Annotated in this window: 28 protein-coding genes; 10 read left to right on the top strand and 18 right to left on the bottom strand. The window is 69.6% G+C overall.

Annotated elements, in window-relative coordinates; genetic code table 11:
* Positions 1 to 7 precede the first annotated feature (7 nt).
* Positions 8 to 976, top strand: coding sequence for a ribosome small subunit-dependent GTPase A (gene rsgA, locus DFR41_RS09625; RefSeq protein WP_211322572.1), 969 nt, complete (start codon positions 8 to 10; stop codon positions 974 to 976).
* Positions 977 to 1,051: 75 nt separating this feature from the next.
* On the opposite strand, the gene hisC is transcribed toward rsgA, so the two are convergent.
* From hisC to rpsP, 7 genes are all read right to left on the bottom strand, one after another.
* The gene (gene hisC, locus DFR41_RS09630) at positions 1,052 to 2,137 is read right to left on the bottom strand and encodes a histidinol-phosphate transaminase (protein WP_114802561.1); all 1,086 of its coding nucleotides are present in this window, start codon (positions 2,135 to 2,137) and stop codon (positions 1,052 to 1,054) included.
* 62 nt (positions 2,138 to 2,199) lie between these two features.
* Entirely contained in the window at positions 2,200 to 3,195 is a 996-nt protein-coding gene (locus DFR41_RS09635) for a CobD/CbiB family protein (RefSeq protein ID WP_017759814.1), read from the bottom strand.
* Between the two features lie 75 nt (positions 3,196 to 3,270).
* Positions 3,271 to 4,029, bottom strand: coding sequence for a CoA pyrophosphatase (locus DFR41_RS09640; RefSeq protein ID WP_114802562.1), 759 nt, complete (start codon positions 4,027 to 4,029; stop codon positions 3,271 to 3,273).
* Positions 4,030 to 4,117: 88 nt separating this feature from the next.
* Positions 4,118 to 4,501 (bottom strand): 50S ribosomal protein L19, encoded by a 384-nt coding sequence (gene rplS, locus DFR41_RS09645; RefSeq protein ID WP_017759816.1) that lies wholly within the window; start codon positions 4,499 to 4,501, stop codon positions 4,118 to 4,120.
* Between the two features lie 148 nt (positions 4,502 to 4,649).
* Positions 4,650 to 5,408 carry a tRNA (guanosine(37)-N1)-methyltransferase TrmD gene (gene trmD, locus DFR41_RS09650; RefSeq protein WP_017759817.1) on the bottom strand — a complete coding sequence of 253 codons (759 nt, stop codon included), beginning with the start codon at positions 5,406 to 5,408 and terminating at the stop codon, positions 4,650 to 4,652.
* A gap of 35 nt (positions 5,409 to 5,443) precedes the next feature.
* Positions 5,444 to 6,004, bottom strand: coding sequence for a ribosome maturation factor RimM (rimM, locus tag DFR41_RS09655; RefSeq protein ID WP_017759818.1), 561 nt, complete (start codon positions 6,002 to 6,004; stop codon positions 5,444 to 5,446).
* A 17-nt stretch (positions 6,005 to 6,021) separates the two neighbouring features.
* The gene (rpsP, locus tag DFR41_RS09660; protein WP_017759819.1) at positions 6,022 to 6,297 is read right to left on the bottom strand and encodes a 30S ribosomal protein S16; all 276 of its coding nucleotides are present in this window, start codon (positions 6,295 to 6,297) and stop codon (positions 6,022 to 6,024) included.
* A 156-nt stretch (positions 6,298 to 6,453) separates the two neighbouring features.
* Between rpsP and DFR41_RS09665 the strand changes: the two genes are divergently transcribed.
* Together DFR41_RS09665 and DFR41_RS09670 are read left to right on the top strand one after the other, a co-directional pair.
* On the top strand, positions 6,454 to 6,981 hold the full coding sequence (locus DFR41_RS09665) for a GNAT family N-acetyltransferase (RefSeq protein ID WP_114802563.1): 528 nt from the start codon (positions 6,454 to 6,456) through the stop codon (positions 6,979 to 6,981).
* Between the two features lie 9 nt (positions 6,982 to 6,990).
* Positions 6,991 to 7,491, top strand: coding sequence for a TM2 domain-containing protein (locus tag DFR41_RS09670; protein WP_114802564.1), 501 nt, complete (start codon positions 6,991 to 6,993; stop codon positions 7,489 to 7,491).
* A gap of 28 nt (positions 7,492 to 7,519) precedes the next feature.
* On the opposite strand, the gene DFR41_RS09675 is transcribed toward DFR41_RS09670, so the two are convergent.
* From DFR41_RS09675 to hda, 5 genes are all read right to left on the bottom strand, one after another.
* Positions 7,520 to 8,530: an inorganic phosphate transporter gene (locus DFR41_RS09675; RefSeq protein WP_017759822.1), complete on the bottom strand. Its 1,011-nt coding sequence runs from the start codon at positions 8,528 to 8,530 to the stop codon at positions 7,520 to 7,522.
* Between the two features lie 19 nt (positions 8,531 to 8,549).
* Positions 8,550 to 9,194 carry a DUF47 domain-containing protein gene (locus DFR41_RS09680; protein WP_017759823.1) on the bottom strand — a complete coding sequence of 215 codons (645 nt, stop codon included), beginning with the start codon at positions 9,192 to 9,194 and terminating at the stop codon, positions 8,550 to 8,552.
* Between the two features lie 99 nt (positions 9,195 to 9,293).
* Positions 9,294 to 9,773 carry a 2-amino-4-hydroxy-6-hydroxymethyldihydropteridine diphosphokinase gene (gene folK, locus DFR41_RS09685; protein WP_017759824.1) on the bottom strand — a complete coding sequence of 160 codons (480 nt, stop codon included), beginning with the start codon at positions 9,771 to 9,773 and terminating at the stop codon, positions 9,294 to 9,296.
* A 68-nt stretch (positions 9,774 to 9,841) separates the two neighbouring features.
* Positions 9,842 to 11,482, bottom strand: a complete 1,641-nt coding sequence (pcnB, locus tag DFR41_RS09690) for a polynucleotide adenylyltransferase PcnB (RefSeq protein WP_114802565.1) — start codon at positions 11,480 to 11,482, stop codon at positions 9,842 to 9,844.
* 46 nt (positions 11,483 to 11,528) lie between these two features.
* A complete protein-coding gene (gene hda / locus DFR41_RS09695; protein WP_076507839.1) occupies positions 11,529 to 12,212 on the bottom strand; it encodes a DnaA regulatory inactivator Hda in 684 nt (227 codons plus the stop codon).
* 160 nt (positions 12,213 to 12,372) lie between these two features.
* On the opposite strand from hda, the gene purM reads away from it, so the two are divergent.
* The 5 genes from purM to DFR41_RS09720 all read left to right on the top strand — a co-directional run bounded on the left by purM (position 12,373) and on the right by DFR41_RS09720 (position 16,720).
* Positions 12,373 to 13,440, top strand: coding sequence for a phosphoribosylformylglycinamidine cyclo-ligase (purM, locus tag DFR41_RS09700; RefSeq protein ID WP_114802566.1), 1,068 nt, complete (start codon positions 12,373 to 12,375; stop codon positions 13,438 to 13,440).
* A gap of 25 nt (positions 13,441 to 13,465) precedes the next feature.
* Positions 13,466 to 14,515 (top strand): AI-2E family transporter, encoded by a 1,050-nt coding sequence (locus tag DFR41_RS09705; protein WP_017759849.1) that lies wholly within the window; start codon positions 13,466 to 13,468, stop codon positions 14,513 to 14,515.
* 124 nt (positions 14,516 to 14,639) lie between these two features.
* On the top strand, positions 14,640 to 15,212 hold the full coding sequence (locus tag DFR41_RS09710; protein WP_017757495.1) for an isochorismatase family protein: 573 nt from the start codon (positions 14,640 to 14,642) through the stop codon (positions 15,210 to 15,212).
* A 96-nt stretch (positions 15,213 to 15,308) separates the two neighbouring features.
* A complete protein-coding gene (locus DFR41_RS09715; protein ID WP_114802567.1) occupies positions 15,309 to 15,662 on the top strand; it encodes an antibiotic biosynthesis monooxygenase family protein in 354 nt (117 codons plus the stop codon).
* Entirely contained in the window at positions 15,659 to 16,720 is a 1,062-nt protein-coding gene (locus DFR41_RS09720; protein WP_114802568.1) for a GlxA family transcriptional regulator, read from the top strand. Before DFR41_RS09715 ends, DFR41_RS09720 begins: the two co-directional genes overlap by 4 nt.
* Here the strand turns inward: DFR41_RS09720 and yccS are convergent.
* The 5 genes from yccS to murJ form a co-directional block, all read right to left on the bottom strand.
* Entirely contained in the window at positions 16,675 to 18,954 is a 2,280-nt protein-coding gene (gene yccS, locus DFR41_RS09725; protein WP_114802569.1) for a YccS family putative transporter, read from the bottom strand. The genes DFR41_RS09720 and yccS overlap by 46 nt on opposite strands.
* Positions 18,955 to 19,072: 118 nt before the next feature.
* Positions 19,073 to 20,512, bottom strand: a complete 1,440-nt coding sequence (locus tag DFR41_RS09730) for a sensor histidine kinase (RefSeq protein WP_244917708.1) — start codon at positions 20,510 to 20,512, stop codon at positions 19,073 to 19,075.
* Positions 20,509 to 21,198, bottom strand: a complete 690-nt coding sequence (locus tag DFR41_RS09735) for a response regulator transcription factor (protein ID WP_043118021.1) — start codon at positions 21,196 to 21,198, stop codon at positions 20,509 to 20,511. The genes DFR41_RS09730 and DFR41_RS09735 overlap by 4 nt, the downstream gene beginning before the upstream one ends.
* A 132-nt stretch (positions 21,199 to 21,330) precedes the next feature.
* Positions 21,331 to 22,182, bottom strand: coding sequence for a SirB1 family protein (locus tag DFR41_RS09740; protein WP_017760051.1), 852 nt, complete (start codon positions 22,180 to 22,182; stop codon positions 21,331 to 21,333).
* An 86-nt stretch (positions 22,183 to 22,268) separates the two neighbouring features.
* Positions 22,269 to 23,831 carry a murein biosynthesis integral membrane protein MurJ gene (gene murJ, locus DFR41_RS09745; RefSeq protein WP_114802570.1) on the bottom strand — a complete coding sequence of 521 codons (1,563 nt, stop codon included), beginning with the start codon at positions 23,829 to 23,831 and terminating at the stop codon, positions 22,269 to 22,271.
* Positions 23,832 to 24,179: 348 nt separating this feature from the next.
* Here murJ and rpsT point away from each other — a divergent pair, with 348 nt between their 5' ends.
* Positions 24,180 to 24,494, top strand: coding sequence for a 30S ribosomal protein S20 (rpsT, locus tag DFR41_RS09750; protein ID WP_017761815.1), 315 nt, complete (start codon positions 24,180 to 24,182; stop codon positions 24,492 to 24,494).
* A gap of 140 nt (positions 24,495 to 24,634) precedes the next feature.
* On the opposite strand, the gene DFR41_RS09755 is transcribed toward rpsT, so the two are convergent.
* The gene (locus DFR41_RS09755) at positions 24,635 to 24,958 is read right to left on the bottom strand and encodes a DUF3579 domain-containing protein (protein ID WP_017761816.1); all 324 of its coding nucleotides are present in this window, start codon (positions 24,956 to 24,958) and stop codon (positions 24,635 to 24,637) included.
* Between the two features lie 179 nt (positions 24,959 to 25,137).
* Here DFR41_RS09755 and DFR41_RS09760 point away from each other — a divergent pair, with 179 nt between their 5' ends.
* Positions 25,138 to 26,343, top strand: a complete 1,206-nt coding sequence (locus DFR41_RS09760) for an aspartate aminotransferase family protein (RefSeq protein WP_114802571.1) — start codon at positions 25,138 to 25,140, stop codon at positions 26,341 to 26,343.
* Positions 26,344 to 26,345: the final 2 nt, after the last annotated feature.

Below are 26,345 nucleotides of genomic sequence, written 5' to 3' on the forward strand. Positions count from 1 at the left end.
GACATCCGTGGGCCGCAGCAAGCACAGCACGCAAGTCGGCGCCGCACCCGCCACGGCAACGGTGCAGCCAGGCCTGGTGGTTGGCAGCCATGGCCGGCACTGCCTGGTGGAATCGCCCGACGGCGAGCGCCGCATCTGCCACCCACGCGGCAAGAAGAGCCAGGCCGTGGTGGGCGACCGGGTGCAATGGCTGCCGAGCACCGACGAGGGCACCATCGAACGGGTGGACACGCGCCGCAATCTCTTCTATCGGCAGGACGAGATCCGCACCAAGTCCTTCGCGGCGAACCTGGACCAGATCCTGATGCTGGTCGCGGCGGAACCCGACTTTTCGGAGCATCAGCTGGCGCGGGCGCTGATCGCGGCCGAGGCCGAACACATCCGTGCGCTGATCGTGCTCAACAAGAGCGACCTGCCCGGTCTTTTCTCGCCAGCCTGGGAGCGGCTCGCGCCCTACCGCCGCATGGGCTACGGGGTGCTGCCCCTTTCGTTGAAGGACACCGGCGCCTCAGGCCTGGCCGAGGTGCAGGCCGAACTGGCAGGCCGCACCACGCTCATCCTCGGCCCCTCGGGTGTGGGCAAGAGCACGCTGGTCAACCGGCTGGTGCCTTCGGCGCTGGCGCAGACGGGCGAGATCTCGCAGGCACTCAATTCGGGCCGCCACACCACCACGACGACCACCTGGTACTGGATGGACAAGCCAGCCGGGACGGCCTTGATCGACTCGCCCGGATTCCAGGAATTCGGCCTTCACCACATCGAGCCCACGCAATTGCCGGCGCTGATGCCCGACATCGCGGCCCACACGGGCGAATGCCGCTTCTACAACTGCACGCACCGGCACGAGCCTGGGTGCGGCGTGATCGCCCATGTGGAAGGTGACGAGCGCAACGGCAACAGCGACGCGGACATCAGCGCGATGCGCTACCGCATCTACAACGAGCTCTTCGACGAGCTGAGCCGGCCGGCGTACTGAAGGGCCACGGGCTGCGCCCCGCCTCCCAGTCGCAAGCCGGGCATGCCGGCGCGACTGCCGCGCCGAACCTCAGCCTCAGCCCTCCAGGATCGCCTGCAGCGCCTCCACCAACACACCGCACTGCGCCCGCGTGCCGATGCTGATGCGCAGCCACTGGTCGATGCGCGGCTGCCGGAAATGCCGCACCAGCACGGCCCGCTCGCGCAGCGCTGCCGCCAGGGTGGCCGCGTCGCGCTGCGGATGGCGCGCGAACACGAAGTTGGCCTGCGAAGGCAACACTTCGAAGCCGAGGTCCTCCAGCTGCAGCGCCAGCCCTTCGCGCGTGTCGATCACCGCGCGGCATTGCGCGCTGAACCACTCGTCGTCCTCGATGGCCGCCTGTGCGCCGGCCTGGGCCAGCCGGTCGAGCGGGTAGGAGTTGAAGCTGTTCTTGATGCGGGCCAGGGCTTCGATGAGCGGCGGCTGCCCCAGCGCAAAGCCCACGCGCAGGCCGGCCAGCGCGCGCGACTTGGAGAGGGTCTGCACCACCAGCAGGTTGGGATGGGCCTCGACCAGCGCCGCGGCGCTGCTGGCGCCAAAGTCCACATAAGCCTCGTCGACCAACACCACCCGCATGGGGCAGGCGCGCAGCAACTGTTCGATGGCGTCCAGGGGCAGCCCCTGCCCCGTCGGCGCATTCGGATTGGCGATCACCACGCCCGCGCAGCCCCGCTCCGCCCGCCGGGCCAGGGCGTCGATCTCGATGCGCAAGGCCTCGTCCACCGGCACCGCCTCCGCCTCGATGCCGTGCAGCTGGGTCCAGACCCGGTAGAAGCTGTAGGTGACATCGGGAAAGAGCAGGGGCTCGCCGCGCTGGAAGAAAGCCAGGAAGGCGTGGCTCAGCACCTCGTCGGAGCCGTTGCCGACGAACACCTGCGCGGGCTGCAAGCCATGACGGCGGGCGATGGCCTCGCGCAGCGACGTGGACTCGGGATCGGGGTAACGCTGCAGCCCATCACGCGCGGCCTCGGCGATGGCGGCGATCACCCGCGGCGACGGCGGACTCGGATGCTCGTTGGTGTTGAGCTTGACCAGGTTGGCGATGCGTGGCTGCTCGCCGGGCACATAGGGCTCGAGCCCCGCGACACGCGGGCTCCAGAAGGCAGGATAGGGATGGGACATATCGCTCGCCATGCGGCACAAGACCGCCGAGGAAGATGGAAGAGAGAAGACGGCGCGGGCCTTCAGCCCAGCAGGCGCGCCAGGGTCAGGAGCGCCAGCAGCAGCATCCACAGCACCACCGAGCGCCACACCAGGCCCACGACGCTGCGCAGATGGGCCGGTTCGGGCTCTCGCCCAGCCGTGCCGCCACCGGCCGATATGGCAGGACCGGGCTGGTCGGCAGCATCCACCAGCGCGTCGGCCAACGGCCGGCTGGGCCGCAACTGCTCGCCACCCAGGCGTACATTGAGCGCCCCCGAGGTGGCAGCCAGGATCACGCCATCGTTCACCCCCGAGAAATGACGCGCGTCGTTGCGCCAGCAGTCGATGGCTTCCTCGAAGCTGCCGACCACCGCGAAGCCCAGGGCCGTGATGCGGGCGGGGAGCCAGTCGATCACCGTCCATGCGCGGTCCGCGGCCTGCTGCACCCAGACGCTCGCCGGCTGACTCATGGCGTTGTGCTTGTAGGCCCAATAGCGGCCGACGAACTCGCTCATGCGATAGAACACGGCCCCGGCCGGCCCCAGCCCCAGCAGCGCGCCCAGCGAGAACCATGCAAGCACGCCCAGCACATGGCGGTGCGCCGCAATGACCGAGTACTCGATCACGTGCCGGACGATCTCGCTGCGCGGCAGCTCGGCCGCGTCGACCCGTTGCCAGCGTGCGAGCAGGCTGCGCGCGAGCGCCTCGTCGCCCACATCCAGCGCGTCGCGGATCTCCGTGAAGTGATGGCTGAACTGCCGGAAGCCCAGCGTGACGTAGAGCACGCCCACGCCCCAGACCAGCGCAAAGGGCGCGCCCAGCGTGAGCATCAGCAGCCAGTGCAGCCCCAGTGCCAACAGGCTGGGCACCCCCACGGCCAGCGACCATGCGACCCATCCGTGGTGGGGCTTGCCGGCATCGAAGTTGCGGCTCGTCCAGCGTGTCCAGGCCAGCGCCGCGCGAGCTGCCGGGTTGTCGGATGCCAGCGGCCGGACCTGCTCGATCAGCAGTGCGCACAGGATGGCAAAGAAGCTCATCGAGGAATCATAAGACGGCCCTGAAGCCCGCCACGGACTCCGGCGGCGCAGCCATCGCTGGCACGCACAGTGCCGTCATGCGACCAGGAAACGGTAGAGATTGCGCAGCATGCCCGCTGTGGCGCCCCAGACGAAGCGCTCGCGGCCGCCGTCCTGGTACGGCATCGAGAAGAAGTGCCGCGCCGCGGGGCCGTCCCCTTCCACCTGATGGCGGCGATGGTGGGCCGGGTTCATCAGGAAGGCCAGCGGCACTTCGAACACATCCGCCACCTCGGCAGGATTGGGTCGTAGCACAAAGCCGGGCTGCACCAGCGCGACGACTGGCGTCACGACAAAGGCGGTGATGGTGGTGTAGGTGGGCAGTTCACCCAGCACCTCGACGAAGCCCGCCTCCAGCCCCACCTCCTCCCATGCCTCGCGCAAGGCCGCGCCAGCGATGCTGGCATCGCCGGGATCCACCCGCCCACCTGGAAAGGCGATCTGGCCCGAGTGGGTGGACATGCGGGTGGCGCGTTCGGTCAGCAGCACCGTGGGCTCGTCCCGCTGCACGATCGGCACGAGGACGGCAGCAGGGGCGGGGTTGCGGCGCGTCAGGCTCGGCTCCCTGCGGACTTCGGGGGTCCACGTCACGCTGTGGGGCGTGGAGAAGCGCTCGCGCAGGCCCGCAGCCGTCAGTCGGGCGGCAGGCACCGCGGGCAGGTGGCGGTCGATGCGGGTCACCGGCACGGCGCGCGGATCCGTCACCGCCCCGGCCGGCGTGCCGACCGCGTTGACCACCTCGGGCGGTGCATGGCCCGGGCTACCGGAAGAAGGGGGTTCAGGACTCAGGGACATGGCGGTGAACTGCAATGAAAAAGGCCGCCCGAAGGCGGCCCTGTGCGGACGGCAGGAGCGGTGACCGGTCCTGCCTGCACGTCGCGAATCAGTTCGCGGCGGCCGCGTTGGAGGCCTTGCCCGGCAGCTTTTCCTTGATGCGGGCAGAACGGCCACTGCGCTCGCGCAGGTAGTACAGCTTGGCACGGCGCACGTCGCCGCGGCGCTTGACTTCGATGCCGGCGATCAGCGGGCTGTAGGTCTGGAAGGTCCGCTCGACGCCTTCGCCGCTGGAGATCTTGCGCACGGTGAAGGCGCTGTTCAGGCCGCGGTTGCGCTTGGCGATGACGACGCCTTCATAAGCCTGCACGCGCTTGCGGGTGCCTTCGACCACGTTGACGCTGACGATCACGGTGTCGCCAGGAGCGAACGCGGGGATCTTCTTGCCCAGGCGGGCGATTTCCTCTTGCTCGAGGGTCTGGATGAGGTTCATGGTTTCCTGCGAAAGGATCGTGTCCGCGCTGCACTGAAGGCGGCTGCCGGTGCCTGCGATATCGCGAGTTGCAAAGAAGGCGCCGGATCCACAAGGGCGAGCCTCGGGACGAGGGCCGCGGCCGGACAGAGGATCGAAAAGCCCTCGATTATAGCGTGGGCTGCGGCAGTTGCTGCAAATACTGCTCGTCCAGCGGCTGGAGACGGCCTTGGGCGCGGGCCGCGGCGATCAGGTCGGGCCGGCGCTCGGCCGTCAGCGCCAGCCGCTGCTCCCGCCGCCAGCGCTCGATCTGGGCGTGGTGGCCGGACATCAGGGGCGCCGGCACGGACATGTCGCGCCAGACCTCGGGTCGCGTGTAGTGCGGACAGTCGAGCAGGCCATCCAGTTCGGGATTGAAACTGTCCTGCGCATGGCTGTCGGCGTCGCCGAGCACGCCGGGCTGCAGCCGTGCCACGGCATCGAGCAGCGCCAGCGCCGCCAGTTCGCCGCCGGACAGCACGAAATCGCCCAGGCTGATCTGATGGGTCACGTAGCGATCGATGAAGCGCTGATCCAGTCCCTCGTAGCGGCCGCAGATCAGCACCGCCCCGGCACTCGCCGCCCATTCGGTCACCACTGCGTGGCCCAGTGGCTGGCCCACGGGTGAGAAAAGGACCACGGGCGAGGCCTCACCCCGGTCGGCAACGGCAGCCTCCACGCAACGGGCCAGGGGCTCGGCCATCATGACCATGCCGGGCCCGCCGCCGAAAGGCCGGTCGTCGACGCGCCGGTAATTGCCTTCGGCAAAGTCGCGCGGATTCCAGAAGCGCACGTCCACCTGTCCGGACGCAAAGGCGCGCCGGTTGATGCCGTTGGCGAGGAAGGGCGCGAACAGTTCCGGGAAAAGGGTCAGGACGTCGAAGCGCATGCGCGTCCGCGTGCAGGCGGCAGTGGGCCAGCCGCTCAGTAGTCGGGCTGCCAGTCGGCCACGATGAGGCGGCCGGCCAGATCGACCTTGTCGACGATGGCGGAGACGAAGGGAATCAACCGCTCGCCAGGCTTGTCGCCTTCAGCAGTCGGCGGCACCTCGAGGACCAGGGTGGTCTGCGGGCCGGTCGCCAGCAGTTCACGCACCGTGCCCAAGGCCACGCCTTCGCGGTTGACGACCGACAGGCCGACAAGGTCGACCCAGTAGTACTCGTCGTCGCCCGGCGTCGGGAACAGGGAGCGCGGCACGAAGATGCGGGCACCGCGCAGGGCCTCGGCCGCATTGCGGTCGGGCACCTCATCGGAATGCGCCACGATGCAATCGGTGTGCTCGCGGGCTTCTCGGATGGGAAGTCGAAAGACCTGGCGACCGTTGCCAGGCGGCTGGAGGAACCAGCGCTTGGAAGTGAACAGCGCCTCGGGCTCGGCGCTGTGGGGCAGGACCTTGAACCAGCCCTTGATGCCCCAGGCATCGACGATGCGCCCGACTTCGATGGCGTCCGCCGGCAGTTCGGCAGCGTCGAGCGTGGGCAGCATCGGCGACGGCGCGCCGATCAGGCGGCGGCTTGCTCGGCAGCGGCAGGGGCGGCGGTGCCGGCCTGCTTGATAAGGCGCACCACGGTGGGCGAAGCCTGGGCGCCGACGCTCTTCCAGTAGGCCAGGCGGTCCTGGGCGATACGGATGCTTTCCTCGCCGCCGCGGGCGGTGGGGTTGTAGAAGCCCAGGCGCTCGATGAAGCGGCCGTCGCGACGGGTGCGCTTGTCGGCGACGACGATATTGAAGAACGGACGGCCCTTGGAGCCGCCGCGGGAGAGTCGAATGACGACCATGATTTATCCTTGGGGTGGAGCCAGCCGCAGGTTTCTGGGAATGCCTGGGATCGGCCGGTGAATTCTTCTCCAGCGTTGAGACACGCGACATGGCCACCCGGCCAGCGACACGCTGAAAAGCCCGCGAGTATAGCGCCCTTCCGCACCCCCGCTTCCATGCACCTGACCATTCGACCCAGCCGCGACGAAGATCTCGCGGCCATCACGGCCATCTATGCCCATCACGTCCTGAACGGCACGGGCACCTTCGAGACCGACGCCCCGACCCGGGTCGACATGTCCCACCGCCGGGCCGACGTGCTGGCCAAGGGCCTGCCCTATCTGGTGGCAGAGAGCGAGGCCGGCGAGGTGCTCGGCTTCGCCTACTGCAACTGGTTCAAGCCGCGGCCCGCTTATCGCTATTCCGCCGAGGACTCGATCTATATCGCCGACGCCGCACGCGGCATGGGCGTCGGGGCGCACCTTCTTAAAGCCCTGATCGGCGCCGCCCAGGCAGCCGGTGTGCGCAAGCTCATCGCCGTGATCGGCGACTCGGCCAATGCGGGGTCGGTCGGCGTCCATCGCAAGCTGGGCTTCGTCGAAGTCGGCGTCATCAAGGACTGCGGCTGGAAGTTCGGCCAGTGGCGCGATGTGGTGCTGATGGACAAGGTGCTCGGCGAAGGCAGCAGCACGTCACCCGAATAAGGACCCGCCATGACCATCGACACCCAGGCCGGGACCGTCCCCGGCGCCGTTCCAGTTCGCAGGCCCCGGAGCAAGACCCTCGCAGCATGGCTGGCCTTCGTGGGCGGCCCGCTGGGGCTGCACCGCTTCTACCTCCATGGCCTCGGCGACATGCTGGGTTGGCTGCTGCCGATCCCGACGGCGCTGGGCCTCTACGGCGTGGAGCGGGCCCGCATGTACGGGCTGGACGACGGCTGGAGCTGGGTGCTCATCCCTTTCCTGGGCTTCACCATTGCGGGCTGCGCGCTGATGGCCATCATCTACGGCCTGATGGCGCCGGAACGCTGGAACGCCAAGCACAACCCCCAGCTCGCACCCGATGCGGCGCCGGGTGGCACCAACTGGTTCACCATCGGTGCCGTCGTGCTGGCATTGCTGATCGGCGCGACGGTGCTGATGTCGAGCATCGTCTTCAGCTTCCAGCGCTACTTCGAGCACCAGATCGAGGAAGGCCGCCGCATCTCGCAGTGAGCAGGCGGCAGGCCAGCGCCCCGCCGCCTCAGAACAGCTGCATGCTCAGCCAGTAGGCGATGGCTGCCACGAAGGCGGCGGCGGGAATGGTGAAGATCCATGCCCACACGATGTTGCCCGCCACGCCCCAGCGCACCGCGCTGGCGCGTTGGACCGACCCCACACCGACGATGGCACCCGTGATGGTGTGCGTGGTCGACACGGGTATGCCCAGCGCCGTCGCCAGGAACAGCGTCAGCGCCCCGCCCGTCTCGGCGCAGAAGCCGCCCACCGGCTTGAGCTTGGTGATCTTCTGGCCCATGGTGCGCACGATGCGCCAGCCACCGAACATGGTGCCCAGGGCAATGGCCGTGTAACAGCACACCACCACCCAGGTGGGCGGCGAGGTGTCGGCGGCGGAGGCGTAGCCGGTGGCCAGCAGCAGCATCCAGATGATGCCGATGGTCTTCTGCGCATCGTTGCCGCCGTGGCCCAGGCTGTAGGCGCCGGCAGAGACCAGCTGCAGCCGCCGGAACCACCGGTCCACCCGGGAGGGCGTGGCCCGGCGGAAGATCCAGGCCACGGCCACCATCATCAGCGAGCCCAGCAGGAAGCCCAGCAGCGGCGAAACGAAGATGAAGGCCACCGTCTTCCAGATACCCGCACCCACCAGGCCCGACGTGCCGGTCTTGGCCATCACGGCGCCCACGATGCCGCCGATCAGCGCATGCGAGGAGCTGCTGGGAATGCCGTAGTACCACGTGACCAGGTTCCAGCTGATGGCCCCGATCAGCGCGCCGAACACCACGTGCACGTCGATGACATTGGCATGCGCGATGCCCTTGCCCACCGTCGCCGCCACGCTGAGGTGGAAGACGAAGATGGCAATCAAGTTGAAGAAGGCGGCGAACAGCACCGCCTGGCCCGGCTTGAGCACGCCAGTGGACACCACGGTGGCGATGGAATTCGCCGCATCGTGGAAGCCGTTCATGAAGTCGAAGGCGATGGCCAGCGCGACCAGCACCACCACCACCCAGAGGGCGACCTGCACCGTTGCCATGGAGACTGCTCCCGGCGGCTCAGGAGTTCTCGAGGATGATGCCCTCGATCACGTTGGCCACGTCCTCGCACTTGTCGGTGACCGTTTCCAGCAGCTCGTAGATGGCCTTGAGCTTGATCACCTCGCGCACGTCGGGCTCTTCTCGGAAGAGCTTGCTCATGGCACTGCGCATCACGCGGTCGGCGTCGGATTCGATGCGATCGATCTCTTCGCAGGTCTTGAGCGTGGCCTCGGCCACGGCAGGATCGGCGATCTTGCCCAGGTACTTGACGGCATCCTTGAGGCGGCCGCAGCACTTGACCGACAGGGCAGTCAGGCGGGAGATCTCGTCCGTCATCTGCCGCACGTCGTACAGCGCCATGGTCTCGGCGCAGTCCTGGATCAGGTCGGCCACGTCGTCCATCGTGTTGATGAGCTTGTGGATCTGCTCCCGGTCGATGGGGGTGATGAAGGTCTTGTGCAGCAGCAGGTTGACGTCGTGCGTCACCCGGTCGGCCGCGCGTTCGGCGTTGTCGACGTCGCGGTTGTACTGCTCACGCAGGTGCACGTCGTTGTAGTTGGCGACCAGCTGTTCGAAAGCCCGTGCGGCCTCGACGATGCGCTCGGCATGCTGGTTGAACATCTCAAAGAAATTGCCCTCGCGGGGCAGCAGCTTGCCGAGCATGAAATTGGCGTCCTTACACGAAAGATGCGACAGGGTGATGACACCCGAGCAACCCGCGAGTGTAAAGGGCGGCGCCTGCCGGCGCCCCCAGCGGGTTCTTCAGAGGCGTTGGATGGCTTGGCCCGCCACGGCTGCGAGCTGCGCCGCGTCGACCCGCTCGGGCGCGATTTCCGCCAGCGGCAACAGCACGAAGGCCCGCTCATGCATCCGCGGATGGGGCACAACGAGGCGCGGCTCGGCGATGCGGGCATCGCCATGGAGCAGCAGGTCCAGATCGAGCGTGCGCGGCGCGTTGCGATACGGACGCTCGCGGCCCGCTTCGAGCTCCAGGCGCTGCAACTCGTCGAGGAGATCGAGCGGCGACAGCTGCGTGTCGAGGGCAGCCACCGCATTGACGAAGTCCGGGCCGCCAGCATCGACGGGCGCGCTGCGGTAGAGGCTCGAGCGGGCGACCAGGCGCGTCCGCGGCAGGCCGCCAAGGTCGGCGAGTGCACGACCCACGGCCGCTTGGGCGTCGCCGAGGTTGGCGCCAAGTGCCACGTAGGCGCGCACGCAGGGCACTTCGGGTACGGCGTGCATGCCTGGGACGGGGCGACCTCCAGCGTCGCTGGCGATGGGTGCGCCCGTCGGCGTGCCCGACGCGAGGCTCACGCCGCGTCGGGCGAGGAGCCGCCCGCGTCGCCCCCACCCGCCGCGCCGCCGCCGGTACGCGGCTTGCGGCGCCGCCGGCGCTTGCGCGGTGCCCCGCCCTCGCCATCTGCGGGCACCAGGGCCTCGTCGCCATCGCCGGTCTGTTCGCCCAGGGCAGCCTCGGCCGGTTCTCCGCCGGCCGTCGACGCAGGCACCGCGGCACGAGGGCTGCGCGTGTGCACGCGGGGCGCGCGGTTGCCCGACTGTGTCTTGCGCTGCTCCGCCCGCACCTGCTCGATCAGGTCCTCGCGGCGGATGTCGTCGGCGGTGCTGAACTCCTGCCACCACTCGGCGATGGCTTCGTCCACCTCGCCGATGTCGGCGCGCAGGCGCATGAAGTCGAAGCCGGCGCGGAAACGCGCCTGCTCCACCAGGCCGTAGGGCGTGCTGCCGACGCGCTTGTCGAAGCGCGGCTGCATCATCCAGATCTCGCGCATGTCGGCCGCCAGCTTGCCGCGGCCCGACACGTCGCCGATGCGGGTGTTGAAGACGTCGTCGATGGCGTCCTGCAGCGCGGGGATCGGCGGCTGTGCACGCTGGCCCGGGCGTTCCTTGAGGCGCGCCTGCCAGCCCTCGCGCACATCGCTCCACAGCACGCAGGCCAGCAGGAAGCTGGCCGCCACCGGCTTGCCCTCGCCGACGCGGCGGTCGGTGTCGGCCAGCGCGGCTTTCACGAAGGGCAGGTCGGCGCGCTCCACCACCACGTCGAGCAGCGGATAGATGCCGCGCGCCAGGCCCAGCGTGCGCAGTTGCGCGATGCTGGCCAGTGCATGGCCGGTCTGCAGCAGCTTGAGCATCTCGTCGAACATGCGGCTCTGCGGCACGTCGGCCAGCAGCCGGGCCGATTCGACCAGCGGCGCCGCCGTCTTGGCGTCCATCTTGAAGCCCAGCGCCGCCAGCTTGGCCGAGAAGCGGATGGCGCGCACGATGCGCACCGGGTCCTCGCGGTAGCGGGTGGCGGGGTCGCCGATCATGCGCAGCACCAGCTTCTGCGCGTCGCGGATGCCGTTGTGGTAGTCCACCACGATCTGCCGCGCCGGGTCGTAATACATCGCGTTGACGGTGAAGTCGCGCCGCGCGGCGTCCTCGTCCTGCGGTCCCCAGACGTTGTCGCGCAGCACGCGGCCGCTGGCATCCACGGCATGCTTCATGGCCGAGAGTTCGCTCTTGCTGGTGCGCTCGTTGCCGGCCACCTGCTCGGCGGCGCCGGCTTCCATGTAGGCGCGGAAGGTCGAGACCTCGATCACCTCGTGCTCGCGGCCCCGGCCGTACACCACGTGCACGATGCGGAAGCGCCGGCCGATGATGAAGGCGCGCCGGAACAGGCCCTTGACCTCTTCCGGCGTGGCATTGGTGGCGACGTCGAAGTCCTTGGGCTTGAGGCCCAGCAGCAGGTCGCGCACCGCGCCGCCCACGATGTAGGCCTCGAAACCGGCCTGCTGCAAGGTGGCCACCACGTTCTTGGCCCGCTCGTCTACCAGGGCGGGGTCGATGCGGTGCACGCTGGCATCCACTTCCTGGCGCTTGCCGAAGCGCGAGCGGCCGCCGCGGGCCGAGCCCGTCTTGGCCAGGATCTTGTCGATGAATTGCTTGATCATGGAATCCGTGTGTCGGACCGCCCCCGCAGGGCGGCCCGGAGTGTCTTCATTCGTTCTCGAGCATGTGCCGCACCAGCGGGATGGTGATGGCACGCTGCGTCTGCAGCGCATAACCGTCGAGCTTCTTGAGCAGCTCGATGAGGCTGCCCAGGTCGCGGCTGAAGCGGTGCAGCATGTAGTCGACCACCTCCGGCGGCAGCTTGAGGCCGCGCGCCGAGGCCAGTTCGTGCAGCACCGCCCGTCGCTCTGCCTCACTCAGCAGCTGCAGTTGGAACACATGGCCCCAGGCCAGCCGCGTGCGCAGGTCCTCGCGCAGCTTGAGGTCGGCCGGCGGCAGCTCGCCCGCCGCCACCACGCCGCACTGCAGCGACTGGGCCTGCACGAACCAGCTGAAGGCGGCCTGCTGCTGAACGGTGTCGTACAGGTGCACGTCGTCCATCAGCACGGCGTCCCATTGCTCGTCGAAGGGCGGTGGGTCGTAGAGGCCCGGGTGCATCCAGCCCAGCCGCGCCCCCTGGTCGTACAGGGCCGCGGCCACCGACTCCAGCAGGTGCGTCTTGCCGGTGCCCGATTCGCCCCAGAGATAGATAGGTACCGGCGAGTGCAGCGTGCCCCGGCCCGTGCCCACCCAGGCCCGCAGATGGGCCACCGCCTCTTCATTCGGCCCGACGTGGAAGCTCGCCAGCGTCGGCGCTGTCTGCAGGCCGATGTCGAGCGCGAGCTGCTTCATGCGAGGGAGATGGATGGCGGCGGAGGGGATGCGGGAATGCGGCGGGGCGGGCCGGAGCCGACCCTTAAAATCGCGTGAAATTCTATGCGGCCCGCCTCCGCGCCTGTCGAAGACGCCCGGGCCGCCTTCTTTTTGTCCCTTCCCTGCGCCGCTCGCCACCATGACTTCGCCCTCCTCCACCCCCCTCAGCTACAAGGACGCCGGCGTCGACATCGATGCGGGGGACGCGCTGGTCGACCGCATCAAGCCGCTGGCGAAGAAGACGATGCGCGAAGGCGTGCTGGCCGGCATCGGCGGCTTCGGCGCGCTGTTCGAGGTGCCCAAGCGCTACAAGGAGCCGGTGCTGGTCTCCGGCACCGATGGCGTCGGCACCAAGCTCAAGCTGGCCTTCGAATGGCAGATGCACGACACCGTGGGCATCGACCTGGTGGCCATGAGCGTCAATGACGTCCTGGTGCAAGGCGCCGAGCCGCTGTTCTTCCTCGACTATTTCGCCTGCGGCAAGCTGGACGTGGACACCGCCGCCCGCGTCGTGGGCGGCATCGCCAAGGGTTGCGAGCTGTCGGGCTGCGCGCTGATCGGCGGCGAGACGGCCGAGATGCCCGGCATGTATCCCGCCGGCGAATACGACCTGGCCGGCTTCGCCGTCGGCGCGGTCGAGAAGTCGAAGATCCTCACCGGCCAGAACGTCAAGCCCGGCGACGTGGTGCTGGGCCTGGCCTCGCACGGCGTGCATTCCAACGGCTTCTCGCTGGTGCGCAAGGTGATCGAGCGCGCCGGCACCGACCTGCCCGCCACGCTGGACGGCCAGCCCTTCCGCGCGGCCGTGATGGCGCCCACCCGCCTGTACGTCAAGCCGGTGCTGGCGGCGCTGGCCGGCCATCCGCACGGCGGCGAGGCGGGCGACGGCGGCATCAAGGCGCTGGCCCACATCACCGGCGGCGGCCTGCTGGAGAACATTCCGCGCGTGCTGCCCGAAGGCACCGCGGCCCACCTCACCAAGGGCAGCTGGCCGCAGACGGAACTGTTCGCCTGGCTGCAGAAGGTGGCGGGCATTGACGACATCGAGATGAACCGTACCTTCAACAACGGCATCGGCATGGTGGTGGTGGTGGCCGCCGCCGACGCTGAGTCCTGCGCCGCCACGCTGCGCGCCCAGGGCGAGACGGTCTACCAGATCGGCACCATCGCCGAGCGCGGCAACGGCGCCGCTGTCGTCGTGGCCTGAGGATCCGCCCGGCCACGCCGTGACGATGCCGCATCCTGTCGCCGTCGGCGCAAACCGGCCGGTGGTCATCGCCAGCTACCTGCTGATGGGGCTGGGCCTGCTGGGCATCCTGCTCAGCCATCTGCTGGTGGGCCTGCTGTGCGCCTGCGTGGGCTTTCTGTTCACGCGCTGGTTCACGCGCCTGACGGTGCAGTGGGCACATCGGCGGCTGCCGCCCCGAGCGCGGGCGCGGGTCGAATCGATCATCAAGGCCGTGGCGATCCTGCTGGTGGTGCTGGGCCCGCTGGCGCTGCTGGCGCTCGGTGTGTCGCAGGCGCGCGAATACGTGGTGGAGGCACCGCAGCAGTACCGCGGACTGCTCGACTACATCGCCCGCACCATCCTGGAACTGCGCCAGAAGCTGCCGCCCGAGCTGGCCGCTTCGCTGCCGGCGGCGGCCGACGACGTCCAGCGCATGGTGGCCAACTACCTGCGCAACGAAGCGGGCACGCTCGCCCTGGCCGGCCGGGCCTGGCTCAACGCCGTGCTGCACGGCTACGTGGGCCTGATCGTCGGCGGCCTGGCCGCCGTCGCGCTGCCGCCGCTGCACCGCCGCCCCCTGGCTGCCGCACTCCACCAGCGCATCACCACCTTCGGACTGGCCTTCAAGCAGATCGTGGCGGCCCAGTTCTGGATCGCCAGCTTCAACACCGCCCTCACGGCCACCTTCCTATTGCTGGTACTGCCGCTGTGGGACACGCGGCTGCCCTACACGCCCGTGCTGATCACCTTCACCTTCGTGGCGGGGCTGGTGCCCATCGTGGGCAACCTGCTGTGCAACGTGGTGCTGACGCTGGTGGGCCTGTCGGTCTCGCCGGTGACGGCAGCGGCCTGCCTGGTCTTCCTGATCCTGATCCACAAGGCCGAGTACGTCATCAACGCCAAGGTGGTTGGCAAGCGCACCCACATGGCGGTGTGGGAGTTGCTGTCGGTGATGTTCGTGGCCGAAACCGTCTTCGGGCCGGCAGGGCTGGTGGCGGCGCCGCTGTTCTACGCCTACCTCAAGAAGGAGCTGGAGGCGGCGAAGCTGGTCTGAGGCAGTCGCGGGACGCGACCTGCCGATGTCCGATTCCGAGCGAAGGTGGACGCAGCCGGTGCGGACGCAGGGCGTGGTGGTCCGAACAATGCAGGCTTCCTCAACGCCAAGACAGGAAGCAGCCATGACCACCGCCCTGCTCGTGATCGACGCCCAGGCGTCCTTTCTCCACCGCCCCTTCTACCGTCCCGACGACGTTCCCGCGTGGCTGGCCGCGCAGAACGCGCTGATCGCAGGCTGCCGCGACGCCGGCGTGCCCATCGTCAGGGTCTACCACGTCGACGGCCCGCACGATGCCGCCAACCCTTTCGCCGAGGAGAGCGGCCACGTACGCCCCTTCGACGGCCTGGCCGACTTCGCCGCCGACGCCACCTTCGTCAAGCACCGGCACAGCGCGCTGGTGGGCACCGGGCTCGACGTCTGGCTCACCCAACAGGGCGTCCGTCGACTGATCGTCAGCGGCATCCGCACCGAGCAATGCTGCGAGACGACGACGCGCCATGCCAGCGACTCGGGCTGGCAGGTGGACTACGCGCTGGACGCCACGCTCACCTTCGACATGGTCCAGCCCGACGGCCAGCCACTGACGGCCGCGCAGATCAAGGCCCGGACGGCCACCGTGCTGCAGGGCCGATTCGCGCAGGTGTGCAGCGCCGCGCAGGCCGTCGCACGCCTGCCCGCGCTCGAAACGGCCTGAAGCGCACAGAATCGCAGGCAGACCTCGACGCCCGGCGCCCCACGCTGCGCCTTCCAGGCGACGGCGCGCCGAGGGCACATGTCCCGGACCCTCTCCATGACGACCCCGAACGCCAGCCCCTTTGCGCACCTGCCCGACGGCCCCTGCTATGCCGTCATCTTTTCCTCCCAGCGAAGTGCCGGGCATGACGACGACGGCTACGCCGAGGCCGCCGACCGCATGGTCGAGCTGGCGGCGGCGCAGCCCGGCTTCCTGGGCGTGGAAAGCGCACGCGGCGCCGATGGCTTCGGCATCACGGTCTCGTACTGGGCCAGCGAGGAGGCGATCGCCGCCTGGCGCCGCCATGCCGGGCACGCCGCCGCACGCGCGCAGGGCCGCAGCCGCTGGTACACGGCCTTCGAACTGCGCGTGGCCCGCGTCGAACGGGCCTATGGCAGCGGACGGCCATGAGCGACTGTCCGGCCGCGCGGGCACGCGCGCGCGTTGCAACCACGGCCGCAGCAGCACCGGGGCGCCAGCCGCAGGAAGCGCACACCACCATCCGCGTCGTCTTTGCCCTGCTGCCCGACAGCCTGGCGCTGGACTGGGCCGGGCCCGCCGAGGCGCTGCGCATCGCCAACCGGCTGCTCGAGGCCGGCGGCCAGCCGTTGCGTTTCGAGGTGGAGTTCGCCGCCGCCCAGCCCGAATTGCGCAGCTCCGTCGGCGTGCAGCTGGCGGGCCTCATGCCGCTGCCCGGCGCTTGGGATGCGCGGGCGACCTGGCTCGTGCTGGTGGGCCTGCCCGGGCGACACATCGACGTCGACACACCCGAGGCGCGTCATCTGCTGCACTGGCTGCGCGGCCAGCGTCTGGAAGCCGGCCAACTGGAGCTGTTGACCATCTGCGGCGGCGCCCTGCTCGCGGCCCACGCGGGCCTGCTGGCGGGCCGGCGCGCCACCACGCACCACCATCACCTCGATGAACTGAAGGCCAGCGAACCGGCCTGCGAGGTGGTGGCCAACCGGGTCTTCGTGCTCGACGCGCCCGTCTTCAGCAGCGCCGGCGTGACCACCGGCATCGACCTCGTGCTGCACCGCATCGGCACGCTGTGCGGCGAAGCGCTGGCAGCCCAGGTGGCGCAGACGATGGTGATGCCGCTGCGGCGCGGCCCGCAGGATCCGGAACTCTCGCCCTTCCTGGCCCACCGTCATCACCTGCACGCCGCCGTGCACCGCGTGCAGGACGCAGTGAGCGAGGCGCCCCAGGCCGACTGGACGGTGCCGGGCATGGCCGCCCTGGCCCACACCTCACCGCGGCACCTGACACGCCTGTTCGTGCAGCATGCCGGCGTGGCGCCCCTGACCTACCTGCGGCGCTTGCGGCTCGAAAAGGCGCGGCAGGCCATCGGCGCCGGCGCCAACGTGACCCAGGCGGCCGAGGCCGCGGGCTTCGGCACGGACACGCAGTTGCGCCGGGCCTGGCATCAGTTCGGGCTGCCGGGCACGCCCGCGCGCCCCTCGGCCGCCTGATCGGGCGCGGCGTCGGCCACCGCCAGCCAGTCGGCGGCATGGGCACGCAGCACGTCGATCTGCACCCACACCAGCAGCAACTCGGTGCGCATCAGCCGCAGGCGGGCCATCACCTCGTCGGCCTCGTCCGCTTGGGGGACGTTGCGACCGGCGTCCGTCTCGGCGCCGGCGGCCAGCGCCTCGCGCGCCGGGTGCGGCGGCGCCGTACCCAACCGGCCCGCCTCGACGTCTGCCGCCAACTGTTCCAGCGCCGCGGCAGCCTGCTGGGCGGCCTCTCGCAGCACCGCCACCTGCGGGCCGTCGGGCACCGCGGCGCGGTGCGCGCCGAGCGCCGAGAGGTAGCTCAGCAGCGTGTGCGACTGGATCACGAAGCGCACCGCCACGCCTGCGCGGCGGCGGGCGAAGCCGGGCTCGCGGAACATCTCGGTCACGGCCGTGGACAGCGCCGCGTCGGCGTTATGGGCGTTGCGCCGCGCCAGCCGGTAGGCCAGGTCGTCGCGTGCGCCACTGTCGTACTGGCTCGCGATCTGGCGCAGGTAGGCCGCATGCTGGCGCATGGCCTGCGCGGCGATCTCGTGGATGCGCCGGGCCTGCCAGTGCGGCAGCACCAGCAGCACGGCCAGGCCGGCGATCACGCTGCCAATGGCGGTGTCGATCAGCCGCGGCTCGATCAGGCGCGCGCTGTCGGTGATCTGGTTGAAGCACATCAGCACCAGCAAGGTCATGGCCGCCGTGGCCAGCAGGTAGCGCGTGCTGCGGTTGGCAAAGAACACCACGCCCGCCACCACGGCGAACACCGACTGCAGCAGCGGCTGCGGAAAGAGGTCGATCAGCGCCCAGCCCGCCACCACGCCAAGGGCCGTGCCGGCCACGCGCTGACCCATGCGAGCGATGGTCTCGCCATAGCCGGGCTGGCAGACGAAGAGCGTGGTCAGCATGATCCAGTAGCCCTCCTGCAGCTGCACCACATGCATGACGCCATAGCCGGCGGCCAGCGCGACGGCCAGGCGCACGGCATGGCGGAACAGCGGCGAGCGGGGCGTGAGCTGCCGGCGCACGCGCGCCAGCGCATCGCGCCAGTCGCGGGCCGAGCGGTCGAACAGGCTCATGTCGGTGCGGCCGAGCCGGGCCGAGGGATGCGCCGTATCGCTGGCGCCGGCCAGTTGCCCGTCGAGCAGGGCCAGGTTGCGCGCCAGTGCCTCGATGGCGGGCAGCCGTTGCTGCGCCTCTTCACCTGCGGTCGCACGCGCATGCACGATGGCGCTGCGCAGTTCGGCCAGGGCCTGCACGCTCTGGCCGTCCATCACGAAGGGCTCGCGGCGCTCCACCGACCGGGCCAACTGGCTGCACGCATCGCCCTGCAGCCAGAGCACACGCTGGCAACGGTAGAGCAGGTCGCTGTGGAAGAAGGCCTCAGCCAGCGCGTTGTAGTCCTCATGCGAGGAACTGGCGCGCTCGTGCACGTCCTGCGCGATCAGGTAGAGGCCGCGGTAGCGCGCAAGCCGGCCCGTGGGTGCCCGCGGGCCGAGGCGCGAGAAGATGGCCTCCTTGGCATCGTTGAGGGCGGAGACCACCTTTGCATTGAGCCCGGCCAGCGCCAACCGCTTGCGCTGCACGTCCACGCCGCGCAGCGGCTCGAAGAGCGAGGCCTTGTAGCGCACGTACTCGCCCAGCACGCCATAGACCCGCACCAGCATGGCCTGCACCGGCAGCGAGGGGAACAGCGCGCACCACAGCACCGAGATCGCCCCGTACCAGGCCGCACCGGCCACCAGCAGCAGCGGCTCGCGCCAATGGTGGCCAGGGCCGTGCGCCGCCACGGCATGCTCCATGCTGATGGTGGCGTACATCGCCAGGATCAACGTGCCATAGGCGATGGCCTTGTAGCGTGCGCCGATGGCGCCCAGCATGGTGATGCCGAAGGCCGCCAGGCAGAACACGCCGATGAACACCCACGACAGGCCGAACAGGGCCTGCACCCCCGCGCCCACGGCTGCGAAGCAGGCCAGCATCACCAGGAGCGCACGCAGCCGGCCGCGCCAGCTGTCGTCGGTCTCGGCCAGCGCGCTGGCGATGGTGCCGAGGAAGAGCGGGATGACCGCATCCTGGTGGCCGGCCAGACGGGCGCCGGCCATCAGCGTGGCCAGCGCCAGCAGCACGCGCAGGGGTTGCGCGCGCTGGAAGAGCAGCCGCCATTGGCCGCGCAGGCCGTCGATCGAGATCAGGGAGTCCATGGAAGAGCGGAAAGTCGTCCGGGTCACGCAGGATGCATGCCGCGGGTCTGTTGAAGCAGCGCGCCCGTCGATGCAGGCGGTGGCCCGGCGCACCGACAGGCGGTGGTGGCCGGCCGGCTCAGCGGGTCGTGAACAGGATGCTCGCCCGCAGCCCGCCCGAACTCGCCGTGGCTGCCAGGCGCATCTGCGCGCCCAGCAGCTTCGCATAGCGGGCGACGATGGACAGGCCCAGGCCCGACCCTTCGCCCAGCTTGCGTCCGTCGGTGCCCTGAGCCCAGCGGTGCATCAGCGCCTGCCGCTGCACCTCGGGAATCCCAGGTCCGTCGTCGGCCACCGAGAGCACGGGCACCATCGCGCCATCGACCTCCTCCTTCGACAGCTCGATGGTCACGGTCTTGCCGCCGTAGCGCAGGGCGTTGTCGATCAGGTTGTCGAGGATGCCCTCCACCAGCGCCACGCTGCCGTTGATGGTGAAGCCGCCGCTTTCCTGCGCCTCGTCCAGGCCGCGGGCGCCCAGGTCGACGCCTCGGGCGTCGGCACGGGTCAGGTGGCGCAGCACGGCCTCATGGGCCAGTTCGTCGAGCACCACCGGCTCACGCTGCAGCACGGCATCGGATTCGGCCGCCAGCGCCAGCGCGAGCAACTGGTCGACCAGGTGGCTGGCCCGGGCCTCGCTGTCGGCGATGCGCTGCAACTGTTCGCGCGCGACACCCGGGTCGGAATGGCCCAGGCCGTAATGCGCCAGCGCGCGGATGCCGGCCAATGGCGTGCGCAGCTCATGCGCCACGTTGCCGGCGAACTCCCGCTGCGCCCGCACGCTGCCGTCCAGGCGGACGAACAGGTCGTTCAGGGCATCGCCCAATTGCGCGACCTCGCGTGTGTCGCCGCCCACGATCACCGGCGACAGGTCGCTGGCGTCGCGTCGGCCGAGGTCCTGCTGGAGTGCGCCCAGCGGGGCCAGCTCCCGTGCGATGCCACGCCACAGCCACCAGGCGAGCACGCCCAGCAGCAGGATCTGCGGCAGCGTCGCATAGAGCGCCAGGCGCCGCAGCAGCGCCGTGCGCGAGCCGGTCGTCTGGGCCACGACCACGGTGAAGTCGCCCGTCCCGGCGGGATGGCGCAGGACCACGGCGCGCAATTGCTTGCCGGCGAAGCGCACGTCCGCCAGATGCCAGGTCGCGCCGTCGGCCAGGAAGGGCGTCTGCAGCGTCGGCTCGCCTGAAAGCAGACTGCCGTCGGGCCGACGAACCGCGAAGTACACCGTCTCCCGCTGGTCGAACAGCAGCGTCGTCATCTCGCGCGCCGTCAGCTGCAGCTGCGCGTCGGGCCGGCCCTGGGGCTGGATGTTGGCGGCGATGGCATAGGCATCGTCCACCAGCGCGCGGTCGAAGGCCTGGCGCACGAAGTAGTTGGAGATGGTCAGCACCACCACCGTGCCGGCCAGCCAGGTGAGGGCCAGCGGCAGCATCACCTGCCGCAGCACCCGCGCGCGCAGCGACGGGCGCGGGCGATGCCCGGCCGCCGCAACTGCCGCGGCGGTGGCCGGCCGGGCGCTCAAGCGTCGCCTTCCAGCAGGTAGCCGATGCCGCGCAGGGTGCGGATGCCGGCACCGCTGCCGAGCAGCTTCTTGCGCAGGCGCGAGATGAAGGCCTCCAGCGCGTTGTCGCCCAGCGCGTCGTCGAAGCTCGAGAGCTTGTTGGAGAGCACGCGCTTGCTGACGGCATGGCCCGGCGGGCTCATGAGCTCCCAGAGCACCTCGAATTCGCGGGCCGGCAGGTCCAGCGGCGCGTTGCCGATGAAGAAGCGACGCGCCCGGCGGTCGAGCTTGAGCTGGCCGACCAATGCGACGTCGTCCGTGCCCTGGGCGCGGCGCACCAGCGCACGCAGGCGGGCGTCGACTTCGGGCAGCTCGAAGGGTTTGCCGAGGTAGTCGTCGGCGCCTGCGTCCAGGCCGGCGATGCGCTCGTCGGTGCGGTTGCGGGCGGTGAGGACCAGGACCGGCGTACGGTCACCACGGCTGCGCGCCTGGCGCAGCACGGTCAGGCCGCTGCCCAGCGGACTGCCGGGGCCGGGGCCGGCCGGCAGGTTCAGGTCCAGCAGCACGGCATCGAAGGGTTGCACACGCCAGAGGTAGTCGGCCTCCTCCATGCTTGCCGCCACATCGACGCGATGCCCGGCATCGGTCAGGCTGCGCAACATCACGTCGCGCAGGGTCGCATCGTCTTCCACCAACAGGATTCGCATGGGGGCGAAGGCTACCCCACCCGAAGGGAAGCTGACCAGAGAAGAGTCAGCTACTGGTCAGGTTGTCGCACGGGGCTGGCGCAGCGGCGGACGGCTTCGGAGTCCTGGACTTCGCGACTGGACGACGCCCGTTCAGGAAATCTCTCGCCTCAGCGCGGCGGCGCGCTCGGCGATGGCGTCGACATCCAGGGCGTCCTCTGCATGGGCGAGGTAGGTGTCGAGGTCATGCACCGCCTGCGCGGTATGGCCCTGCTCGGCGCGGGCCAGGCCGCGGTCGCGGTACTCGCCCCAGGCCTGGGGCAGCAGCACGATCAGGCGGTCCAGAACGGCAATGAGGCGGGCCCAGTCCTCCTGCGCGCTGTGGATCTCCTTCAGGTTGCGCAGCATGCGGGCGATGATCTCCCGCGCGGGCGCAGGCTGCAGATACAGGCCCAGCGGCACGTCGAATTCGCCCACCAGGCCGTTGCTGCGCTTGTACGGCTCCAGCCGTTCGGCCAGTTCCTCCCGCGACAGCGAACGTCCGGTGAAGGGGTCGATCACCACCTGGCCCTTGGGCAGCGACACCTTCAGCATGAAATGTCCGGGGAAGCTGATGCCGCGCGCGTGCAGGCTCAGGCCCTGGGCCAGCTCGATCCACAGCACGGCCAGCGAGATCGGGATGCCGCGACGGGTGCGAAGCACCGCATGCAGGTAGCTGTTGTCGGGGTCGTAGTAGTCGTTGATGTTGCCGCCGAAGCTCAGGTCGTGGAAGAAGAACTGGTTCAGCGCCCGCAGCCGCGCAAGCGGAGCGGCGTCGGCAGGAAGACGACGCTTGAGGCGCGCCAGCAGCTGGTCCATGTCGCCCAGCACCTGCTGGACGTCGAGCTCGGGATACTCGTCCTGCGCGAGGCTGGCGGCGGCCTCGAGCAGGGGGAAGTGCTCGTCGCTCTGCACCAGCGATTCGAAATAGGCCAGCGGCGTCGGCGTGTCGTATCGAAGAGACATGGGCCTTTGTAGTGGAGCCGCGTCGCCAGCGTCAAGGCGGCCGGCGGAAGCCCCACGGCCACCTCGGCGATGCCGGGCGCCGTGCTTCAGCGTCGCACGAAGCTGCGCAGCCGCAGGCCGCAGGCGGTCAACACACCGAAATACAGCGCCGCCGCCCCCGCCACGAAGGCCGCCAGCAGTCCGATGCGCAGCAGCCGCTGGCTGCGCAGGCCCACCCAGTCGAAGCCGTGCGCACCCCAGACCAGCAGCGCCGTCATCACCACAGTTCCCGCCAGCACCTGCAGCAGGAAGCGGCCCCAGCCCGGCGCCAACCGGTAGCTGCCGCTGCGGCGCAGGCCCACCCACAACGCCAATGCGTTGAACAGTTGCCCCACGCCGATGGCCAGCGTCAGGCCCGCGTGCTGCAGCCAGGGAACGAACGCCAGATTGAGCAGCTGGGTGATGGCCAGCGCCGCCAGGCTGATGCGCATGGGCGTGCGCATGTCGTGGCGCGCGTAGAAACCCGCCGCCAGCACCTTGATCGACACGATGCCCACCAGCCCGACGCCGTAGCCCGCCAACGCATCCGCCGTGCGCAGCACGCTGGCGTCGTCGAAGGCGCCGTTGTGGAACAGCACCGCCACCAGCGGCACCGGAAACACCAGCAGCGCCGCTGCGCACGGCAGCGCCAGCAGCACGATCAGGCGCAGGCCCCAGTCGAGCATGGCCGAATAGCGGTCGGCATCCTTCGCCGCGCGCGCCGCGGCGAGCTGGGGCATCAGCACCACGCCCAGGGCCACGCCCAGCATGGCGCTGGGAAACTCCATCAGCCGGTCGGCATTGGTGATCCAGGTGACGCTGCCGGCGGTCAGGTGCGAGGCGATCTGCGTGTTGATGAGCAGCGACAGCTGCGCCCCGCTGACGCCGATCATGGCCGGCAGCATCAGGCCGAGGATCTTGCGGGTGCCCGGGTCGGCCCAGGCCTCGCGCAGGGCTGCGAAGCGCACCGCCAGCTTCGGCATCAGGCCCAGTCGGCGCAGCGCCGGGATCTGGATCGCCAGCTGCAGCATGCCGCCCACCATCACACCCACACACTGGGCGTAGATCGGCTCGATGCCCCAGCGCCGGAACAGCGGCGCCCCCGCCACGATGGAAAGGATCAGCGCGATGTTGAGCAGCACCGGCGAGGCCGCCGGCACGGCGAAGCGCTTCCAGGTGTTGAGGATGCCGCCGGCAAAAGCCACCAGCGACATGAAGCCGATGTAGGGGAACATCCAGCGCGTCATCACGACGGCGGCATCGAAGCTGCCCGAGCGCTCCAGACCGCTGGCCATGGCCCAGACCATCAGCGGCGCGGCGACCACGCCCATCACGCACAGCAGCACCAGCGCCCACAGCAGCAGCGTGCCGACGTGGTCGATCAGTTGCCGCGCCGCGTCCTCGCCACCCTCGGTGCGGGTGGCCGACAGCACCGGCACGAAAGCCTGGCTGAACGCGCCCTCGCCCAGCACGCGCCGGAAGAGGTTGGGGATGCGGAAGGCGACGTAGAAGGCGTCGGTCAGCGCGCTCACGCCGAACACCGAGCTCATCAGCACATCGCGCACGAGGCCGGTGATGCGCGACGCCAGGGTCAGCAGGGAGACGGTGGAAGCGGATTTGAAGAGCGACACGGCGGCGCAGTGTAGGCGGGGCGTTTGAGAGCTTGGCCGAGTGCGGGCCTGCCTCCTCCGTCACCCGTGGCTCCGTGTTTGGCCTCCGACACAGCATCGGCGCGGATCACGTCGCCGGCGGCGCGGGGGGCGGCGGGAACAAGGACAACGGAGGCCAGCGAGGCCAACATCCGATGATGCGGCGGCAGTCATCGTGAGCCGGAACCCCCAGTGCACCCGCGGAACCGGCTTTGCGGGGCCGCCGGGTGCACCCCTTGAGGGGGATTCGGCTACACGAAGTGAGCAAGAAACGGGGTGGTATACTTTCAGGTTCGCCGCATCATCCCCAGACACTCAAGGAACACAAATATGGCATCCGCCAAGCCCAAGAAGAAGAACCCGCGCCTCGCGTCGGGCCGCAAGCGCGTCCGCCAGGACACCAAACTCAATGCCGCCAACAGCTCGCTGCGCTCCAAGTACCGCACGGCCCTGAAGAACGTCGCCAAGGCCGTTGCCGCTGGCGACCAGGCCAAGGCCACCGAGCTGTTTGCCAAGGCCCAGAGCGTCGTCGACACCATCGCCGACAAGGGCATCTTCCACAAGAACAAGGCCGCGCGCGACAAGAGCCGCCTGGCCGCCAAGGTCAAGGCCCTGGCCACTGCCGCCCCGGCGGCCGCCGCCTGACGGAATTCAGGTCAGCCCGGACTGCCGACAGGCGGTCCGCCGTTTGATCGGGTGCGCTGCAGCGAAAAACGAAAAACCGCCTTCGGGCGGTTTTTCGTTTCTGGATCCGGCAGGCCCGAAGCGGCAAACGGGCGAGGCAATCAGCCCTTGGCCGGCTTCCCGTCCGGTACCAGGCAGGCCTCGGCCACCTGGAGGTCGTTGTCCTTGGCGAAGTTCATGACGAAATCCCAGGCCATCGGCTCGGACTCCTGGAGGTCGCGGTGGACGACCACGCACTTGACGCCATTGATAACCGTCGGCACGCACCAGGGCGAATAGCTGAGATGCCCCCCGAGGCGGGCACCGCCGGGGCGGAACTGGCTCATCACGCCGGCCAGCCGCTCGGCCCAGTCGCTGGGCCGGAACGTGCGACCCTGGCTCGTGACGCCCTGGATGAAGACTTCTTTGGCAGAGGGGGAAACCATTGTTCTCGTGTTCGGCGCAGGCGTGTTGCGCCGCACAAGGGATTCTACCCAGCGTGTCCCGCGCGCGACCTCCGCGGGACATGCATCCGATGGGGATCGCGGCGCATGGCAGTGATGCGCAATCCTCAACGAAGGCGTCATGCCCCCCACCTAGAATTTCTTCACTTTCAGGAGAACCCATGAGCGCCACTGCCGCCCCCACCTCGCCCCACGTCATGAACACCTATGGCCGGCTGCCCATCGCCCTGGTGCGCGGCCAGGGCTGCCGCGTGTGGGACGTCAACGGCAAGGCCTACCTGGACGGCCTGGGCGGCATCGCCGTCAACACGCTGGGCCACAACCATCCCGAACTCGTGCCGGCGCTGCAGGAACAGCTCACCCAGCTGATCCACACCTCCAACTACTACTACGTGCCCGGCCAGGAAGTGCTGGCCGAGCGCCTGACGGCGCTGTCGGGCATGACCAACGCCTTCTTCTGCTGCACCGGGCTGGAGGCCAACGAGGCCGCCATCAAGCTGGCGCGCAAGTTCGGCCACGACAAGGGCATCGAGCGGCCGGAGATCGTGGTGTACGAGCATGCCTTCCACGGCCGCAGCCTGGCCACGCTGTCGGCCACCGGCAACCCGAAGATCCAGAAAGGCTTCGGCCCGCTGGTCGAGGGCTTCATCCGCGTGCCGCTCAACGACATCGAGGCGCTGAAGAAGGCGACCGAAGGCAACCCCAACGTGGTGGCCGTGATGTTCGAGACCATCCAGGGCGAAGGCGGCATCCACCCGATGCGCTGGGACTACCTGCAGCAGGTGCGGGCCCTGTGCGACACCAACGACTGGCTGATGATGATCGACGAGATCCAGACCGGCATCGGCCGCACCGGCAAGTGGTTCGCCCACCAGTGGGCCGGCATCGTGCCGGACGTGATGTCGCTGGCCAAGGGCCTGGGTTCGGGCGTGCCGGTGGGCGCGGTGGTGGCCGGCCCCAAGGCCGCGAACATCTTCCAGCCGGGCAACCACGGCACCACCTTCGGCGGCAACCCGCTGGCCATGCGCGCCGGCATCGAGACGCTGCGCATCATGGAGAAGGACGGCCTGCTGCAGAACGCCGCCGATGTCGGTGCGCACCTCAAGGCCGCGCTGCAGGCCGCCTTCGAAGGCGTGGCCGGCGTGAAGGAGGTACGCGGCCAGGGCCTGATGCTCGGCATCGAACTCGACCGGCCCGCCGGCGCCGTGCTGACCCGCGCCTGCGACGCCGGCCTCCTACTGTCGGTGACGGCAGACAGCGTGATCCGCCTGGTGCCGCCGCTCGTCCTCACCGTGGCCGAAGCCGACGAGATCGTCGCCCTCCTCGCCCCCATCGTGAAGGCCTTCCTGGCCGAGCCGGCACAATAAGC

The sequence above is a fragment of the Pseudacidovorax intermedius genome (assembly GCF_003350475.1).
GTDB classification, from domain to species: domain Bacteria; phylum Pseudomonadota; class Gammaproteobacteria; order Burkholderiales; family Burkholderiaceae_C; genus Xenophilus; species Xenophilus intermedius.

Excerpts from the sequence above, each read along its gene's own strand:
- hisC (WP_114802561.1), bottom strand. The coding sequence starts at position 2,137 with ATGTCCCATCCCTATCCTGCCTTCTGGAGCCCGCGTGTCGCGGGGCTC.
- DFR41_RS09635 (WP_017759814.1), bottom strand. The coding sequence starts at position 3,195 with ATGAGCTTCTTTGCCATCCTGTGCGCACTGCTGATCGAGCAGGTCCGG.
- DFR41_RS09640 (WP_114802562.1), bottom strand. The coding sequence starts at position 4,029 with ATGTCCCTGAGTCCTGAACCCCCTTCTTCCGGTAGCCCGGGCCATGCA.
- rplS (WP_017759816.1), bottom strand. The coding sequence starts at position 4,501 with ATGAACCTCATCCAGACCCTCGAGCAAGAGGAAATCGCCCGCCTGGGC.
- trmD (WP_017759817.1), bottom strand. The coding sequence starts at position 5,408 with ATGCGCTTCGACGTCCTGACCCTTTTCCCGGAACTGTTCGCGCCCTTC.
- rimM (WP_017759818.1), bottom strand. The coding sequence starts at position 6,004 with ATGCTGCCCACGCTCGACGCTGCCGAACTGCCGGCGGACGCCATCGAA.
- rpsP (WP_017759819.1), bottom strand. The coding sequence starts at position 6,297 with ATGGTCGTCATTCGACTCTCCCGCGGCGGCTCCAAGGGCCGTCCGTTC.
- DFR41_RS09665 (WP_114802563.1), top strand. The coding sequence starts at position 6,454 with ATGCACCTGACCATTCGACCCAGCCGCGACGAAGATCTCGCGGCCATC.
- DFR41_RS09670 (WP_114802564.1), top strand. The coding sequence starts at position 6,991 with ATGACCATCGACACCCAGGCCGGGACCGTCCCCGGCGCCGTTCCAGTT.
- DFR41_RS09675 (WP_017759822.1), bottom strand. The coding sequence starts at position 8,530 with ATGGCAACGGTGCAGGTCGCCCTCTGGGTGGTGGTGGTGCTGGTCGCG.
- DFR41_RS09680 (WP_017759823.1), bottom strand. The coding sequence starts at position 9,194 with ATGCTCGGCAAGCTGCTGCCCCGCGAGGGCAATTTCTTTGAGATGTTC.
- folK (WP_017759824.1), bottom strand. The coding sequence starts at position 9,773 with ATGCACGCCGTACCCGAAGTGCCCTGCGTGCGCGCCTACGTGGCACTT.
- pcnB (WP_114802565.1), bottom strand. The coding sequence starts at position 11,482 with ATGATCAAGCAATTCATCGACAAGATCCTGGCCAAGACGGGCTCGGCC.
- hda (WP_076507839.1), bottom strand. The coding sequence starts at position 12,212 with ATGAAGCAGCTCGCGCTCGACATCGGCCTGCAGACAGCGCCGACGCTG.
- purM (WP_114802566.1), top strand. The coding sequence starts at position 12,373 with ATGACTTCGCCCTCCTCCACCCCCCTCAGCTACAAGGACGCCGGCGTC.
- DFR41_RS09705 (WP_017759849.1), top strand. The coding sequence starts at position 13,466 with ATGCCGCATCCTGTCGCCGTCGGCGCAAACCGGCCGGTGGTCATCGCC.
- DFR41_RS09710 (WP_017757495.1), top strand. The coding sequence starts at position 14,640 with ATGACCACCGCCCTGCTCGTGATCGACGCCCAGGCGTCCTTTCTCCAC.
- DFR41_RS09715 (WP_114802567.1), top strand. The coding sequence starts at position 15,309 with ATGACGACCCCGAACGCCAGCCCCTTTGCGCACCTGCCCGACGGCCCC.
- DFR41_RS09720 (WP_114802568.1), top strand. The coding sequence starts at position 15,659 with ATGAGCGACTGTCCGGCCGCGCGGGCACGCGCGCGCGTTGCAACCACG.
- yccS (WP_114802569.1), bottom strand. The coding sequence starts at position 18,954 with ATGGACTCCCTGATCTCGATCGACGGCCTGCGCGGCCAATGGCGGCTG.
- DFR41_RS09735 (WP_043118021.1), bottom strand. The coding sequence starts at position 21,198 with ATGCGAATCCTGTTGGTGGAAGACGATGCGACCCTGCGCGACGTGATG.
- DFR41_RS09740 (WP_017760051.1), bottom strand. The coding sequence starts at position 22,182 with ATGTCTCTTCGATACGACACGCCGACGCCGCTGGCCTATTTCGAATCG.
- rpsT (WP_017761815.1), top strand. The coding sequence starts at position 24,180 with ATGGCATCCGCCAAGCCCAAGAAGAAGAACCCGCGCCTCGCGTCGGGC.
- DFR41_RS09755 (WP_017761816.1), bottom strand. The coding sequence starts at position 24,958 with ATGGTTTCCCCCTCTGCCAAAGAAGTCTTCATCCAGGGCGTCACGAGC.
- DFR41_RS09760 (WP_114802571.1), top strand. The coding sequence starts at position 25,138 with ATGAGCGCCACTGCCGCCCCCACCTCGCCCCACGTCATGAACACCTAT.